Below are 15,513 nucleotides of genomic sequence, written 5' to 3' on the forward strand. Positions count from 1 at the left end.
CCCCCTAGCTCCGGATGCGGACAATACCCGCGTTGAACACGCGTTTGTTCGGGATGATGTACTCCTCGCCGTCGCTCTCGATGCGTGTCACGAGGATGTCCACTTCCTGAACGATACCGCTCTGGTCGCCGATAACGATCTCGTCGCCGATGCTGTAGGGCTCTGTCAGCAGGAGGTAGATACCGGCCGCCCCGGCCTGCAAAATGTCTTTCAGCGCCAGCCCGCAGACGAACACCAGGCCGAACGCGTACGCCCCGAGGAGAATGAGCAGGGCGAGGGTCTCGACGCCCAGTTGGCCGAGCGCGATGAGCACTGCCAGATAGAAGATGCTGTACTTGACGAGTTCGGGGATGACCGTCGCCTCGGGCATCTTGACGCTGCGCAGTCGCTCGGAGACGACGAGTTTGGCCTTATCGCCCGCGATGAGGCCGATGATGACGGCAAAGAGGGCGATAAACAGGTCGGGCAGGAACGACGTGAAGCGGGCCCAGTACAGTTCCGGGTCGGTCAACTGGGCGATGTTGAGGACGGCGGTGACCGTCGTGATGTAAATGAACAGCGCCGCCAGGTTCGAGACGATGCCGACGGTCGACGTGCCAAGCCCCCTCGCCGTCCGCTCGAAGGGAGTCCCTTCGACTGCTTCCGGCACGCCGAGTTCGCGCATGAACCGCCGCGAGGAGCGCCAGACCAGATAGCCGAGCACGATGCCCACAGCCAGTACCACGAGCGAAAAGACGAACGTCCCCTGGGGCGAGAACACCCGCCGGATGACCGTCGCCCAGTCGAAGCCGAACTGCATCCTCAGTACTCCTCGGGGTCGATTTCGAGGACCAGCTCCCCGCCTTTGAACGCCCGTACCAGCCCGTCGCTCTCTGAGAGCACGATAGCCGTCGCCGTGGTGTCACGGGTGATCGCGCCGGCGGCCATGTGGCGAGCGCCGAGCCCCTTGGGGATGTCCACCCCTTCCGCGGAGGGTTCGAGATACCGGTACGCGGAGACGATCTTGCCGGCGTCGGAGATGACGAACGCACCGTCGAGCCGCGAGAACTCCTTGAGCATCACGTTGACGATGGGGTCGCCGACGTGGACGTGGGACTTCTCGAAGGGGTTGTACGACAGCGGCCGGGACTTGTTCATCACCTTCCCGGCGTCGCCGACGACGAACAGCGCGCCGACGGGCTTGCCCTTCTGGCCTTTCTTCCCCAGTTCGATGGCGACCTCGAACACGTCGCGGACGACGCTCGCGTCCGCCCTGGAGTTGACGAACATGTCGTACACGCCGGAGGGTGAGAAGTCGTTGGTCTGGACCCGCACGAGCGTGTTCTCGGCACCGTCGAACATCTGGGTCACACAGAGTACCTCGTCGCCTTCGTCGACGATGCTTTGCTCCAATGCACCTTCGATCCCGAAGCGAAGACGCCCTTCGAGGTCGGTGAAATCGATCGGGAGTTCGACGAACGGCTCCGCATTGAGGGTGTTCTCCGGACCGACGACGACGACCTTCTCGTCGACGTCGTCGAACTCCTCGAAAAACGACGCGTTCGGGGAAAACAGGAACACGGCGTCGACGTCTGCGACCAGGTCTCCGAGCAGGTCGCGCAACTCGTTCATTATCAGAACGACGCTGTCTGCCGAAAAAAAGGTTGCGGGCGGTCAGCCACGCGTCCGACGGTCGGCCGCCGCGTCAGATTCCTTCGAAGGCAGCTCCAGCAGCTGGTTGAAGGCGCCGCTCGCCCCGTGGCAGTGACAGTACGTGCCGACGGTGTTGTACTCGGTCAGTCCGTCGTGCTCGCCGTCGATCCCGTCCCCACGTACCATATCGAAGGCGAACGATGCGTCACCGGCGACGTCGGCGGCCGAGTAGTGGAACTCGTGGCCCCGGAGGTGGGTGCCGGACGTGGCCGTAATGGTGTCCGACCGCGCGCTGAGTTCCACGTGATCGAGCGCCTGATACCGGTCCTGCATCTCGATGGCTGCCGGGAGGACGCCCGCCATCTCGTAGGTGTCGCCGTCAGTCGTCGTTAGCGACTCCGACAGCGCCATCAGGCCGCCACACTCGCCGTAGATGGGGATCCCGTCGGCCCCGCGGCTGGCTATCTCGTCGAGTGTGCCACCGCGTTCGAGGGCCTCGCCGTGGAGTTCCGGATAGCCGCCGGGTAGATAGATCGCGTCGGCGTCGGGCACCGGATCGCCGGCGACCGGCGAGAACGGTTCGACAGTCGCCTCGGATCGGAGCCGTTCGAGTGTCGAGGGGTAGATGAAACAGAACGCGCTGTCCTGTGCGACGGCGACCCGCCGGTCGGCCGTCGAGCCGTCGCTGACCGTCTCATCGGGTACGGCCTCCGGCGGTGCTCGTGCCACGTCGACCAGCCCCTCCACGTCGATGGTCTCCGCCGCCGTCGCCAACGCGTCCCGGTCGAGCCCGGCTTCAGAGCCCATGTGCAGCCCGAGATGGCGGTCGGGGATCTCAAGGTCCGACATCGGCGGAATCCGGCCGAAGTAGGTGAGTTCGTCCGGGAGTGCCTCTCTGATACCGTCGACGTGTCGACCGCCGTGGGCGCGCTGGGCGATGATCCCGGCCACGTCGATGTCGACGCCGACGCGGTCGGCGTAGGTGGCGAACCCGAGCGCCGTCGCGGCGACGCTCTCCATGCCGGCTTTCGCATCCACGACCAGGACGACCGGGAGGTCCAGGCTCTCGGCGACCGCTGCCGTCGACGTCTTGCTCCCGTCGTAGAGCCCCATCACGCCCTCAACGACGCAGATGTCGCCCGCGCCGCGCCAGTAGGTGCGGCACATCCCGTCCTCGCCCGCGAGCCAGGGGTCGAGCGTCCGCGAGGGCGTGTCGACAAGCGCCTCGTGGTGGCTCGGATCGATGAAATCCGGGCCGGCCTTGGCTGGCTGTGGTTGGTAGCCGGCGTCTTCGAGCGCTGTCAGGGTCGCCAGCGTCGCGACGGTCTTGCCGACGCCGGAGCTCGTCCCGGCGAGGACGACGCCATCCATCGTCACGGCCCCTCCTCGGCCGTCGCCGTGGCCGCGTCGCCGATCAGCTCGTCGTAGATCGCCGCGAAGCGGTCCCGGACTTCCGCCATCGGGATGCCGGCGCGGTCGGCGAGCGCCAGCGCGCCGCCCATGCCGACCCCCTCCTTGGCCTCGCCGGCAACGAACCGCTCCATGGCGACGTGATCGCTCCGGTCGAACCCGGGGTCTGTCACTGTCAAGTCGAGGTCGAGCCGGTCCGCCGACTCGCGCACGTCGGCGGTCTCGTCGTCGGCCACGTAGCTCGTCGTCGCCAGGTCGAGCGGTCCCTCGTAGCCGCCGTGGCGGACCAGTGCGGCGACGGCGACACACTGGCTGCCGCCGGCCAGCGTCACGGCGGTGTCGCTCTCGACGGCCCCCGCAGTCAGGCCAGCGAGCGTCGCCAGCACGGGGTCGCCCATCCGGCGGACCGCTCGTTTCGGTTCGTTCGCGGCGTCGCCCGGTTCCAGCGAACTGGCCCCCAGTCCCTCGGCGACAAGCTCTTGCTTCTGTTCCGTCGGGTTCTCGGGCAGCGACGAGGAGACCATCCCGTCCTCGCCCAGCGCGCGAAGGACGCCGAGCGCCGTCGTCGTCCCGCCGGGAATGGTCTCGCCCAGATACAGTTCGTCGGCCGGGAGTGCCTGACCGAACTGTCGGGCGGCCGCGAACGCCCCGTGGGCCGTCGACACCGGGTCTTGCTCCGCGATGTCTTTGCCCGGTCGTGCGCCGACTGAGACCGTCGGTGCGCCGGTCTTCTCGGCCAGTCCGCCGTCGACGACTGTGACATCGAGTCCCAGTACTTCCCGGACGGCCCGTGTCACCAGTGCCGGCGTCGGACAGCCGCTCGGACTGACTGGTGTCACGTCCGTCCGGACCGGCCTGCCGTAGGTCACGAGCTCCGCGTCCGCAGCGGGCGTTACCGACATCAACTCCGGATCGGCTCCGGCGGCGCTGATCCCCGTTCGACCTGCGGTTTCCGTGGTTCCTGCGACGAGTGCGAAGCGCGTGCCGCCACCGGGTGAAGTCATTGTGCTTGTATTACCACAAATCAACTTTAATACCTCGGTGCCTGGCGGCGTATGATTTATGCCCCACGCCCCGGTTCCCCGAATATGGACGATTTTGACGAACTCCTCTCGTCGTTGACGCCGCGCGAGGACAACGAGGCTATCGCTTCCTATCAGAACACGACGGCCGTGGCCTGTCCGTCCTGCGAGGAACCGTTCGACGATATGGTCGTCTGCAAGCAGGAGTTCACCTCGCTTAATCTCGATTTCGAGATGGACCTCTGTACGACCATCCACGACGGGAACGTCGTGCTGTTCACCCACAAGTAACCGCGGGACAGCTGCTGTTTTCTCGTCGTTTTCTCGCCGATTCTCGTCGCCAGTAGCGTGGACTCTGCTGATGACAAACCGATCCAATATCAAATACGATAATTGCAGCGGTGGATTTTTATACACCTCCTCCCCTTCGTTCAGATAGGCACCGTACTGGTGCCGCACCACCCCCACCCCCACCCCCCACTTTCCTTACCTTTCCACTTCCTGTGAGGCGTCGGCTTCAACATCGATACCGCTCGTTACCTTTCATCCACAGTCAGATCTACCTCCTGGGATTTCGGATCAGCGGACCGTCAGCCGTGTCCTCCTGGTGTGGCACCGTCGGAACAGACTATATCCGTTCTCAGCGAACCACAGTAGAATGGAAGGGGCGGGAGTCGAACCACGCGGAGCCCTTTGCGGGGTAACCACCGACCGATTCTGGCATGTTGGTCGGTAGCGCTCTACCACTGAGCCACCCTTCCAGGCGACCATCGATACGTTCCTGACAACCAAGTAAGTGATGATTCCGGGTGTTTCCGCACTCACCGCCTCCGCCATAGGAGTGTGGCTTAGCCGGACGCTGGTGCGTGCCTCACGGCTCGGAACGCCCAGCACGGGAACGATATCCGCCCCGGCTCCCCATTCCTTTCGGATTCACAACAACTTATTTGCTGCTGGGCGACGACAGCAGCGCACGTGAGCTACTCGAAAGTCAACTACACCGACGTGGAACCGGTCGCCGATGCGATGCGCTTCCTCCGGGACCCCCTGGACTGTGAACAGGTCGGCGTCACTATCCTCGATTGTGACCCCGGCTGGACCGGTAAACCGCACGACCACGCCGACGAGGGCCACGAGGAGGTGTACGTCCTCGTCGAGGGGACAGCGACCGTCGAAGTCGACGGCGAGGACGTGGCTCTGGAAGCGGGTGACGCGATCAGGCTCCCGCCGGAGGCGGAGCGAACGATCCACAACGGCGACACGGAGAGCACGTTCGTCCTCGTCGGCGCACCCTGACACTCGCAGAAACAGCGCTGGTAGCCGGGGTCGTCAGTACGACCGGACCTTCGGCTCGTAGGTCTCCTCGTCGCCTTCGAGGATGACCGGCTTGTAGTACAGTTCCGGCTGGCCTTCGTTCCAGGCCAGCATCGTGTGTTTGATCCACTCGTCGTCCTTGCGTTCCTGGTGCTCGGCGCGCCAGTGAGCGCCGCGGAACTCCTCGCGGGCGAGCGCGCCGAGCGTGATGGCCTCGGCCACGTCGAGGATGTTTCGGGTCTCGATGGTGTGGATGAGGTCCGTGTTGTAGGTTCGCGAGGGGTCTTCGACGGCGACGTTCTCGTACTCCTTGCGCGCCGCCCGGAGGTCCCGAAGGGCCTTTTCGAGGCCCTCTTCGGTCCGGAACACGTTGACGTTCTCGGTCATCGTCTCTTGGACGTCGGCGCGGACTTCGGCGTGGTTGATGCCGTCGGATTCGATGAGGTCCTCGACGCGCTGGCGCTCCTGCTCGACGGTGCTTTCGAGAACCGCCTTCGGTTCGACGGCCGCCCCGTCAGCGGCGACGTCGTCGCTGCCGGCGTCGATTGCGCCGGGGTCGACCGGCGGTTCGACGTCGCCGGGCTCGCTCTTGGCGGAGGGGCCGGTCTGGATCTCGGCGGTCTTCATGTCCTTGCCGGCGGCGTGGTGGCCGGCGCGGGCACCGAACACGAGCAGTTCCGGCAGGGCGTTGCCCCCGAGCCGGTTCGCGCCGTGCAGCGAGACACACGCTGTCTCGCCGGCCGCATAGAGGCCGTCGATGCACGTCTCGCCGTTCTCGTCACATTCGATGCCGCCCATGGCGTAGTGCTGACCGGGCTTGACTGGCATCGGTTCGTCGAGACCGTCAACGCCCTCGAAGTCCTCCGCGAGGTGGAGGATGTTCTCAAGGCGGTCGAGGATGCGCTCCTCGCCGAGGTGGCGCATGTCGAGGTCGACGTACTCGTCCTCGACGCCGCGGCCCTCGTTGACCTCGGTCAGTTCCGCACGGGCGACCACGTCGCGGGAGGCCAGCTCCCCCTCGTTGTTTGCGTAGCCGTGCTCGAACATGAACCGCTCCTCGTCGTCGTTGTAGAGGATCCCACCCTCGCCGCGGACCCCCTCGGAGATGAGGACGCCCGTCGACGGCAGCGTGGTCGGGTGGAACTGGATCATCTCCATGTCCTCCATCGGGACGCCGGCGCGGTAGGCCATCGCGCAGCCGTCGCCGGTGTTGGCGACGGCGTTCGTGGTGTGATCGAAGGCCTGGCCGAGCCCGCCGGTCGCGAGAATCACGCCGTTGTTGGCTCGGAAGCCCTGAATCTCGCCGGATTTGATGTCGTAGGCGACACAGCCGTGACAGACGCGGTCCTCGGGGTCGTCGTGGTCGGTGACCGCCAGCTGGGTCACGTACCACTCGTCGTACACCTCGATGCCGCGCTTGACCGCCTGCTCGTACATCGTGTGCAGCAGGTGGTGGCCGGTCTCGGCACCCGCGTACGTCGTCCGCGGATAGGAGAGGCCGCCGAACGGGCGCTGAGAGACGCGACCGTCGTCCTCGCGCGAGAAGGGCATCCCCCAGTGTTCGAGCTGGATGACCTCTTCGGGGGCGTCCTTGGCGAAGGTGTCGATGGCGGGGGCGTCACCGAGGTAGTCCGACCCCTTCATCGTGTCGTACGCGTGGAGATCCCAGGAGTCCCCTTCCTGGAGTGCGGCGTTGATTCCCCCCTCCGCGGCGCCTGTGTGGCTCCGAACCGGATGGAGCTTGGTCACGAGGGCCACGTCCGCACCCTCTTCGTCCGCTGCAATAGCCGCCCTGAGGCCAGCGCCACCCGCGCCGACCACGATGACATCGTGTTCGTACATTGTGAGAGAGTCTCTTGGCGTGGTTTCGGCTTAGGATTAGCCAAACTTAAGCCTCCCTGTTGCGCTACCGCGGGCTACATCACTGGTGGCCCGGACTCCGTTCTTCCCACCGGGTAGTGTTGTCAGAGAAAAAGTATTTTTGTCCTATCCGATGGAATTATATCACGCGCTGTGAATACTTAGGAGGCAACTACTGATACCAGACACTACGGATGGTATCCTACGGGCAAGCACCCGTCTCAAACCCGATGCCGGACCAGTATCTCACGTCAACTGACGATTTCGAAGCGGTGTTAGCCGAAGCACCCTCAGTACTGACCGTAACTGACAAAAATCTTTCAATACAGTTCGTCAGCCCGGTTGTCGAACGGGTGCTGGAGTACAACGTGGATTCGCTTGTCGGGACGAGCTGGCTGGATCTCGTTCACCCAGAAGACACGGACCGCGTCCGTGCTACGCTCGCGGGCGACCGAGAGGAAAACGGGACCGAGTACCGGTTCCGTCACGCAGACGGCGACTGGGTCTGGCTCGAAACCATCGTCTCCACGGACACCGAGACGGACTGTGACTGCCGGGTGTTCACGTCCCGCGAGGTCAGCGACCGGCCGCGCTTCGAGGCCCGGTTCCGACAGTTCGTCAAACACACGTCCGACGTGCTCACCGTATTCGACAAGCAAGGCAACGTCGAGTACATCAGCCCGTCCGTCGAGCGTGTGCTGGGATACGATCAGGCCGAGATGCAGGACGCCGACCTCTTCGAGTACGTCCACCCGGACGACATCTCGAACGCGCTGGAGGAGTTCGGCCGAATGATCGACGAGCCGGGATACGTCGCTGTCATCGAACACCGGTACCGGCACGCCGACGGAGACTGGATCTGGGCGGAGTCCCGCGGCCAGCAGGTCCCGAGCGGCCCGCTGGAGGGCCAGGTCGTCGTGACGACCCGGGACATCTCCGAGCGGAAACAGCGCGAACAGGAACTCAGGCGACAGAACCAGCGCCTCGAACGGTTCTCGGACGCGATTAGTCACGACCTACGGAACCCGCTGGACGTCCTCGACGGCTCGCTCGAACTCGCCCGGGAGACCGGCGACGAGGCGCACTTCGAGCGGGCCAAGCGGAGCATCGACCGGATGTACACGCTTATCGACGACTTGCTTATGCTCGCCAAACAGGGCGTCGACCCGGAGGAAATCGAAGCAGTCGACCTCGGGAGCCTCTCACAGCGGGCCTGGTCGATGGTCGACACACAGGACGCGACGCTGGCAACCGCCGCCGACGACACGATCAGGGCCGACGAGGGCGCGGTGCTGGAACTGCTTGAGAACCTCTTCCGGAACGCTATCGAACACGGTGGCGACGACGTGACCGTCACCGTCGGGACGGAGTCGTGGGGGTTCTACGTCACGGACGACGGCACGGGCTTCACTGACGGCACTGCGGACCTGTTCGAACCCGGCTACTCGACGGCGGATGAGGGGACCGGGTTCGGGCTCTGTATCGTCGAACAGATCGTCGACGCACACGATTGGGATGTCATCGCGACTGACAGCGAAAGCGGCGGTGCCCGCTTCGAGTTCATCTGTCGCGATAGCTGAGTGGGCGTTTCGTTCGTCCCCCAAAACCCATTTCACCCGGTTCGCTGTAGCTACACGGAACATGAAACTCTGTATCTTCGGTGCTGGCGGTATCGGCGGCTATCTCGGCGCGCGACTCGCCGACGCTGGCCACGAGGTCCACCTCATCGCCAGAGGCGAGCACCTGACGGCGTTACAGTCCGACGGGCTCCGGGTCGAAAGCATCCACGGCGACACTGCGGTCGACCTCCCCGCGACCGACGATCCGGCCGATGTCGGCCCCTGCGACGCCGTTCTACTCTGCGTGAAGTCGAACGACACGCGCGCGGCCGCCGCGGAGATGGCCCCGCTGCTGCGCGAGGGCACCACCGTCGTCTCCTTCCAGAACGGCGTCGACAACGAGGCGTGGCTGGCGGAGACGATAGACGAGTCACACGTCGTCGGCGGCGTCGCATACATCTTCTCGACGATCAAGGAGCCCGGCGTCGTCGAACACACCGGCGGACCGGCCCGGTTCGTCTACGGCGAACTCGACAGCGAGCGGACCGACCGCATCCGTGCGCTGGACGATGCGCTTTCCGCGTGCGAGGGCATTGATGCAGTGCTCGCCGACGACATCCGCGTCGAACTCTGGCGGAAGTTCGCCTTCATCTGCGCCCAGGCGGGGATGACGGCGACGACCAGGCGACCCCTCGGCGACATCCGGGCGAACGAGGCGTCCTGGGAAATGTACCGCCGACTCATCGAGGAGGTGTGTGCCGTCGCCCGGGCCGAGGGCGTCGACCTGCCCGACGACATCGTCTCGGAGTGGCTCGACTTCGCCGCGGAGCTGGACCCGGAGATGTACTCCTCGCTCCACTACGACCTGACCCACGACAAGCCGATGGAACTCGACGCACTCAACGGCTCGGTGGTCCGCCACGCCGACGCCGTTGGCGTCGAAGTCCCGATGAACGAGGCCGTGACCGCGGTTCTGTCGCCGTGGGCCACCGGGGACGACTGACCAGGCGAGCGGGCCGCTCGTCCGGATGATGGCACTACAACGACCTCTCTCAGCTGCGCGGCAGAAAACACGCCAGTCAAGCCGCGAATTACCAGAACTTCAGGTTGTTCTTGACCGCTTCCCGCTTGAGCTCCTGGATATGCTCGGTTAGCGGGATGTCCTTCGGACACACTTCGGTACAGGAGAACTGGGTCTGGCAGCGCCAGACGCCGTGTTCCTGTTCGATGATTCGAAGCCGTTCCTGCTTGCGGTTCTCGCCCTCGCGCTCGTCCATCGCGAACCGGTAGGCCTTGTTGATGGCGGCGGGGCCGAGATACTCGTTGTCGCCGGCGGCGATGTTACACGAGGACATGCACGCGCCACACCAGATACACCGCGTGGACATCTTGACCTTCTCGCGGTTCTCCCGGGTCTGGCGCTGCTCTTCGAGTTCGTCCTCGGGGAGTTCGTCGGCGTCGAAGTACGGCTCGACGGCCTCCATCTGGTCGTAGAAGTGCTCCATGTCGACGACGAGGTCTTTCACCACTTCCTGGTGGGGCAGCGGCTCGATACGGATGGGGTCGTCAAGGTCGGATATCTGCGTCTTACAGCCGAGGCGCTGCCGGCCGTTGACGAACAGCGCGTCCGATCCACAGACGGCCTGCCGGCAGGAGTGACGGAAGGTCAGCGAGGAGTCGTAGTGGTCCCGCGCGTAGATGAGCGCGTCGAGGATGGTCATCCCCTTGTGGAACGGGACGCGGAAATCGTCGAAGCGTGGTTCCCGCTTCCCCTCGACTTCGGGGTCGTAGCGGAACACTTTCAGCGTGATCGTGTCTTCGTCGTCGAGAGTCTCCTCCTCGACTTCCCGCTGGGCCTGCTCCTGTGCCTGTCGTTCGTCTCGCTGTGCGCGCCGACGGTCGCCCGGGGACTGGACCTCGGGCTCTGTCTCTTCGTCGGCTTCGGTCTCGGTTTCCTGTTGTTCGATTTGCGTACTCATAGTTCAGACGAGGTTCGTCATGGCAATCGCCACGCGGGTCCCCTGCACGACGAGCAGGAGGCCGGCGACGCCGAGCATGTATTTGACTGCGTTCTTCCGGGTGCCCGTGAGTCCCTGGTTGACCAGCGCGTTGTACACGCCGTTGACGCCGTGGAACGTCGCCGTGACGAGGAACAGCCACATCGTCGCGAAGTAGCTGACCTGGCTCATCCGGGCCTGCGTGCCCAGGAACGTGAGGTCAGCGGCGTGGTTCACGAAGTGCAACAGCATGAAGTGGAAGGCGAGGACGCCGATGAGGAACACCGCCGTCAGCCGCTGGAACAGCCAGCGACGCCCGCCACGGTCAAAGGAGGAGTAGTGCTGTGCCATCAGGCTAGCTTCCCTCCGAGGAACGTCGGCACGCTGGCGACGACGATAGCGCCGGTCAGCAGCAGCGACGCGTAGAAGCTCTTGTCCTGCGATTCCAGGCCCACTCCCAGATCAACCATCAGCAATCGGATGCCGTTGAGGATGTGGAAGACGGCGACGGCTAGCAGCCCGACTTCGAGGAACCGGACGATCAGTAGCGATTCGAGGCCGCTAATCGTGCTGGTGTAGAGGTCGCTGCCTGCCTGTGCGCTCGCCGGGTCGACGCCGACCGAAGTGCTCAGCACGGCAATGTGGGTGAACAGGTAGCCCACGAGCACCCAGCCGGTGAACTTGTGGAATATCCAGGCCCACATCCCGGCCGAGAACTCCCGCCACCGTCCGAAATCCTCGACGGTGCCGCGATTGTAAGACTGACTCATACACAGGGGGGTTAGTCCGGGGACAGATAGTAGTTTCTAGAGCGGACGGCTATCGCCGGAATCCCGGCCGAAGACGTTCGTCAATTGACTACTCCGTCGTCACCAATCGTCGTCTTCGATCCGACGGTTCCACTCGATTGCTCGCTGTGTCCGGTCGTCGAGTCGGACCAGGTGACACAGCGGATTGCCGGGGTACACCAGTGGGTTCTCGAGGACGCCGACCAAGAGGCCGGTAAACGGCGCACGCATCAGCGTGTTCTCCGTCTTGAACGGGTTCGTGATCGTACAGATCACGTCGTCCTCGTACACCAGATCGCCGCGGTGATAGTGCATATCCACCAGGCCGCCCGAGTCCGCACGGATCCACGTTTTTTCGCCGTCGTCGTCGATGACCGTTCGCCAGCCCGGCCACCGGACGGTGTCGGAGTCCCGCAGGCCGAACTCCGCCAGCACCGACCGAACACTATCAAGCGCCGAGTCGATGAGCGGGCGCTGGAACCGGTGGGCCTCGCCCATCTCTATCGTTATCGTCGGGACGCCCGCATCGCTCAGTTCGCGCCGGAGCGACCCCGACGGGCCCTGTGAGGAGATGATGACGTTCGAGGCGAAGGCGTTTGCGACCCGCGCGACCTCGGAGTCATCCATGTCCGCCCGGACGTGGAGCATATTGGTCCGCCCGCGCGTGGACGTGTGGAAATCCAGGCCCACATCACACGGGGCCAGGAAGTTCCGGAATATCTCGTGGGCCATCCGCTTCGCGCTGGTCGAGTCGGGGTCGCCGGGGAACGAGCGGTTCAGGTCCCGGTCGTAAATCGGCAGGTATCGCTCCTGTGCCAGAAACGCCGGGACGTTCAGCACCGGCAGACAGACCAGCGTCCCCGCCAGCCCCTCGTGGTCCCACTCGTGGGCGACCTCCCGAACGACCTCGATGCCGTTGAGTTCGTCGCCGTGGGCTGCCGCAGTGAGAAACACTGTCGGTCCCGGGCGCTCTCCGTTGACGATGGTAACCGGCATTCTGACGGCGTCGCCCAGATACGTCTCGCTGACCGTGTAGCGGACGTTGCGGGTTTCACCCGGCTCGACGCGGCCGCCGTCGAAGGTGAACGCCCTGGCCTCTTCCATGCCCTCACAAGAGATGCGGCAGCTAAAACCCCTCCGGGACGGGTGAGTATCCTTACACCTTTGTTACCGCCGACAGAAGGCGACAGCATGAGTGACCAGGATATCACCGTCGGCGTTCTCAGCCTCCACTCTAGCAAGGAGTCGAAGGCCATCCTGAATGCCGTCGACGAGATGGGCTACGACACGGAGTGGCTCCGCAACGAAAACACCGCAATCGGCGTTACTGACGGTGAGATGACACTCGAACCCGACGTCGACGTGGTCGCGAACCGTCTACTGCTCTCCAGTAACGAACACCCCGCGGAGGGGATCGGGCTCGGGATGACTATCAGTCGGCTCGCACCGATGCTGAACGAGCCGATGGCCGCGACGACAGCCCTACACAAGTTCGCAAGCGCCGCCGCACTGGCCGACGCCGGCGTCCCAGTCCCGGACGCGTTGCTCGCCCTGTCGAGCGACCTACTGAACGAGGAACGGGACCGCTTCGGTGATCGCGCGGTGTACAAGACGGCTATCGGGACCCACGGCGGCGGGACGTGGATGGTCGACCTGGAGAACCAGGTCAACGCCCAGGTTGGCGGCCGCTACGCGTTCTTACAGGAGTACATGGAACACGACGAGCAGCGCCACCACGACCTCCGGGTGTACGTCGTCGGCGATCAGATCGTCGGCGCGATGAACCGCTACGCGCCCGAAGGCGAGTGGCGAACGAACGTCGCGCTCGGCGGCGAGGTCGAGGACATGACGGGGGAGCTCCCCGAGCGGGTCAGGGAGATCGCGCTCGATTCGGTCGAGGCCATCGGGCTGGACTACGCCGGCGTCGATATCGTCCAGAGCGACGACGGCTACTACGTGCTCGAAGTGAACCCCACCGCCGGGTTCCGCGGGCTCTTCAAGGCCAGCGGCGTCAGCCCCGCTCCCTACATAGCCAAACTCGCAATCGAACGGGCCGGCGGGAGCGTCAACGAGGCAACCGTCGAGCGGCTCTCAGACCGGCTCGACGACTCCAAGCCCGCATGTACGCCGAAGAAGCCACAGCCGAAAGCACAGGAGAACGTCGTCGTCGGCTACATCGAGGAGGTCGTCGTCACCGGTACGCAGGGAACAAAGTCCGTCCTCGCGAAGTCCGACACCGGTGCGACCCGGACCAGCATCGACGCCAAACTCGCCGCGGAAATCGGCACGGGGCCGATCCTCGACATCGTGAAGATCAAGTCCGGGAGCGTCAAATCCGGCCGCTCGCGCCCGGTCGTCGACCTCGTCGTCGGCGTCGGCGGGACCCAGCACACCGTCACGGCCAGCGTCGAAGACCGCGGGCACATGGACTATCCGCTGTTGCTGGGCCGGGATATCCTCAAACATTACCAGGTCGATGTGAACCGTCGCGCGGACGACGAGTCAGAAGTGGACACTGAGGAGGAGGAACAGAGCGAGGAGTAACGGCGCGCCAGTCCCAGCGTCCGAACCGGTTCAGTCTTCGCTCACTTCCGCGACGCTCTCGGCGATGTCCTCGCTGGCCCGCCACAGATACAGGCTCGCGTAACTGCGATACGGTGACCAGCGCTCGGCGTACTCGCGCATCTCCGCGCGGCTGTACCCCTCGCCGACGACGGCCTCGAACCCCTTCCGGATGCCGAGGTCGCCGACCGGGAACACGTCCTCGCGGCCGAAGGCGAACAGGAGTTGCATGTTTGCCGTCCAGTCGCCGACGCCGGTGATGGCCGTCAGCTCAGCCCGGATTTCCTCGTCGGTGGCAGCTTCGAACGTTTCCAGCGAGTAGTCGTGTTCCAGAAACGTGTCGGCGACCTCGTTGACGTAGCGGGTCTTCTGGCGCGAGAGCCCGGCGTCCCGCAGGATGTCGTTGTCAGCAGCGCTGATGCCCTCCGGCGTCACAGTGACGGCGTCGAACAGCCGCTCCCGTGTCGCGGCGGCCGACGCCATCGACACCTGCTGGCGGAGAATCGAGACCACGAGCCGCTCGAAGAGGTCCGACGCCGGGTCGAGCGTGAGTTCGCCGTGAGTCTCGACCAGCGGCCCGATGTCGGGGTCTGCGCGCAACGCCTCGTGTGGCGAGTTGCTCATCGCTTCCTGGTAGTGACTCGACCGAGAAGAACGTGTCCGTCGCCGCTGAGGGAGTTAGCCGTCGGCAATGATGGGGTCCGGGCTGGGCGAGGCGACGCCGGCCGCGCCGACGGGTTTCGCTGGGTTACCGACGACCGTCGTCTCCGGCGCAACGTCGTCGACGACGACAGCGCCAGCGCCGACGGAGGCGTTTTCGCCAACGGTGATCGGCCCCATTATCGAGGCGTCAGCGCCGATGGTCGCGCCGTCCTCGACGGTGGGGTGGCGCTTCTCCCGTCGCATTGACGTCCCGCCGAGCGTCACCCCGTGGTACAGGAGCACGTCGTCGCCGATCTCGGCTGTCTCGCCGACGACGATGCCCATCCCGTGATCGATGAACACGCGCTCGCCGATATCGGCGGCGGGGTGGATCTCGACGCCGGTCAGGAACCGGGTGACGTGGGAGACGAGTCTGGCGAGCAGTTTCCGGTCGTGGCCCCAGAGCCAGTGGGCGATGCGATAGGCCCAGATGGCGTGGAGTCCCGGGTAGGTGAGCGCCACTTCGGCGGCGCTCGTCGCCGCCGGGTCCTTCGCGAGTGCTGTACGGATATCCGCTTTCAGTCGGTCGAACATTGGTGTGTTGTAGGGGAGCGTGTCGTCTGCGCACGAGACTGTCGGTCGCGGTCCGAATCACCGGACGGGAGTTACTGGGGACGACAACAGCGATGGGGAGAGCCGCAACTGATTGCGGTCAGAAGCGGGCGAG

16 protein-coding genes and 1 tRNA gene are annotated in these 15,513 nt (G+C 64.8%); 5 read left to right on the plus strand and 12 right to left on the minus strand.

The window, feature by feature from the left end; genetic code table 11:
- Positions 1–4: 4 nt before the first annotated feature.
- Genes ACY9XZ_RS10275 through ACY9XZ_RS10290 form a run of 4 tightly spaced genes read right to left on the minus strand, consistent with a single transcriptional unit; the run spans position 5 to position 4,046 of the window.
- The gene (locus ACY9XZ_RS10275; RefSeq protein WP_463456953.1) at positions 5–799 is read right to left on the minus strand and encodes a mechanosensitive ion channel domain-containing protein; all 795 of its coding nucleotides are present in this window, start codon (positions 797–799) and stop codon (positions 5–7) included.
- Positions 800–801: 2 nt separating this feature from the next.
- Positions 802–1,611, minus strand: coding sequence for a diadenylate cyclase DacZ (dacZ, locus tag ACY9XZ_RS10280; RefSeq protein ID WP_463456954.1), 810 nt, complete (start codon positions 1,609–1,611; stop codon positions 802–804).
- Positions 1,612–1,653: 42 nt separating this feature from the next.
- Entirely contained in the window at positions 1,654–3,003 is a 1,350-nt protein-coding gene (locus ACY9XZ_RS10285) for a cobyrinic acid a,c-diamide synthase (RefSeq protein ID WP_463456955.1), read from the minus strand.
- 2 nt (positions 3,004–3,005) lie between these two features.
- A complete protein-coding gene (locus tag ACY9XZ_RS10290) occupies positions 3,006–4,046 on the minus strand; it encodes a nicotinate-nucleotide--dimethylbenzimidazole phosphoribosyltransferase (protein WP_463456956.1) in 1,041 nt (346 codons plus the stop codon).
- 84 nt (positions 4,047–4,130) lie between these two features.
- Here ACY9XZ_RS10290 and ACY9XZ_RS10295 point away from each other — a divergent pair, with 84 nt between their 5' ends.
- Positions 4,131–4,355 (plus strand): DUF7385 family protein, encoded by a 225-nt coding sequence (locus ACY9XZ_RS10295; RefSeq protein ID WP_463456957.1) that lies wholly within the window; start codon positions 4,131–4,133, stop codon positions 4,353–4,355.
- Positions 4,356–4,723: 368 nt separating this feature from the next.
- On the opposite strand, the gene ACY9XZ_RS10300 is transcribed toward ACY9XZ_RS10295, so the two are convergent.
- Positions 4,724–4,825 (minus strand) — tRNA-OTHER (locus ACY9XZ_RS10300).
- Positions 4,826–5,039: 214 nt separating this feature from the next.
- On the opposite strand from ACY9XZ_RS10300, the gene ACY9XZ_RS10305 reads away from it, so the two are divergent.
- Positions 5,040–5,360 carry a cupin domain-containing protein gene (locus ACY9XZ_RS10305; RefSeq protein ID WP_463456958.1) on the plus strand — a complete coding sequence of 107 codons (321 nt, stop codon included), beginning with the start codon at positions 5,040–5,042 and terminating at the stop codon, positions 5,358–5,360.
- Between the two features lie 33 nt (positions 5,361–5,393).
- On the opposite strand, the gene ACY9XZ_RS10310 is transcribed toward ACY9XZ_RS10305, so the two are convergent.
- The gene (locus ACY9XZ_RS10310; protein WP_463456959.1) at positions 5,394–7,220 is read right to left on the minus strand and encodes an FAD-binding protein; all 1,827 of its coding nucleotides are present in this window, start codon (positions 7,218–7,220) and stop codon (positions 5,394–5,396) included.
- Between the two features lie 248 nt (positions 7,221–7,468).
- Between ACY9XZ_RS10310 and ACY9XZ_RS10315 the strand changes: the two genes are divergently transcribed.
- Positions 7,469–8,818, plus strand: coding sequence for a PAS domain S-box protein (locus tag ACY9XZ_RS10315; protein WP_463457484.1), 1,350 nt, complete (start codon positions 7,469–7,471; stop codon positions 8,816–8,818).
- A gap of 61 nt (positions 8,819–8,879) precedes the next feature.
- Positions 8,880–9,800, plus strand: coding sequence for a 2-dehydropantoate 2-reductase (locus ACY9XZ_RS10320; protein WP_463456960.1), 921 nt, complete (start codon positions 8,880–8,882; stop codon positions 9,798–9,800).
- Between the two features lie 88 nt (positions 9,801–9,888).
- On the opposite strand, the gene ACY9XZ_RS10325 is transcribed toward ACY9XZ_RS10320, so the two are convergent.
- From ACY9XZ_RS10325 to ACY9XZ_RS10340, 4 genes are all read right to left on the minus strand, one after another.
- On the minus strand, positions 9,889–10,776 hold the full coding sequence (locus ACY9XZ_RS10325; RefSeq protein ID WP_463456961.1) for a succinate dehydrogenase/fumarate reductase iron-sulfur subunit: 888 nt from the start codon (positions 10,774–10,776) through the stop codon (positions 9,889–9,891).
- 3 nt (positions 10,777–10,779) lie between these two features.
- On the minus strand, positions 10,780–11,145 hold the full coding sequence (locus ACY9XZ_RS10330; RefSeq protein WP_463456962.1) for a succinate dehydrogenase hydrophobic membrane anchor subunit: 366 nt from the start codon (positions 11,143–11,145) through the stop codon (positions 10,780–10,782).
- Positions 11,145–11,564, minus strand: a complete 420-nt coding sequence (gene sdhC / locus ACY9XZ_RS10335; RefSeq protein WP_137684945.1) for a succinate dehydrogenase, cytochrome b556 subunit — start codon at positions 11,562–11,564, stop codon at positions 11,145–11,147. The genes ACY9XZ_RS10330 and sdhC overlap by 1 nt, the downstream gene beginning before the upstream one ends.
- A gap of 99 nt (positions 11,565–11,663) precedes the next feature.
- Positions 11,664–12,686, minus strand: coding sequence for a succinylglutamate desuccinylase/aspartoacylase family protein (locus tag ACY9XZ_RS10340; protein ID WP_463456963.1), 1,023 nt, complete (start codon positions 12,684–12,686; stop codon positions 11,664–11,666).
- 87 nt (positions 12,687–12,773) lie between these two features.
- Between ACY9XZ_RS10340 and ACY9XZ_RS10345 the strand changes: the two genes are divergently transcribed.
- A complete protein-coding gene (locus ACY9XZ_RS10345) occupies positions 12,774–14,126 on the plus strand; it encodes a RimK family alpha-L-glutamate ligase (RefSeq protein ID WP_463456964.1) in 1,353 nt (450 codons plus the stop codon).
- 30 nt (positions 14,127–14,156) lie between these two features.
- Here ACY9XZ_RS10345 and ACY9XZ_RS10350 read toward each other — a convergent pair whose 3' ends face one another.
- The gene (locus tag ACY9XZ_RS10350; RefSeq protein WP_463456965.1) at positions 14,157–14,768 is read right to left on the minus strand and encodes a DNA-3-methyladenine glycosylase family protein; all 612 of its coding nucleotides are present in this window, start codon (positions 14,766–14,768) and stop codon (positions 14,157–14,159) included.
- Between the two features lie 54 nt (positions 14,769–14,822).
- Positions 14,823–15,380 carry a serine O-acetyltransferase gene (gene cysE / locus ACY9XZ_RS10355; RefSeq protein WP_463456966.1) on the minus strand — a complete coding sequence of 186 codons (558 nt, stop codon included), beginning with the start codon at positions 15,378–15,380 and terminating at the stop codon, positions 14,823–14,825.
- Positions 15,381–15,513 lie beyond the last annotated feature (133 nt).

This window comes from Haloarcula sp. HT12 (genome assembly GCF_055271655.1).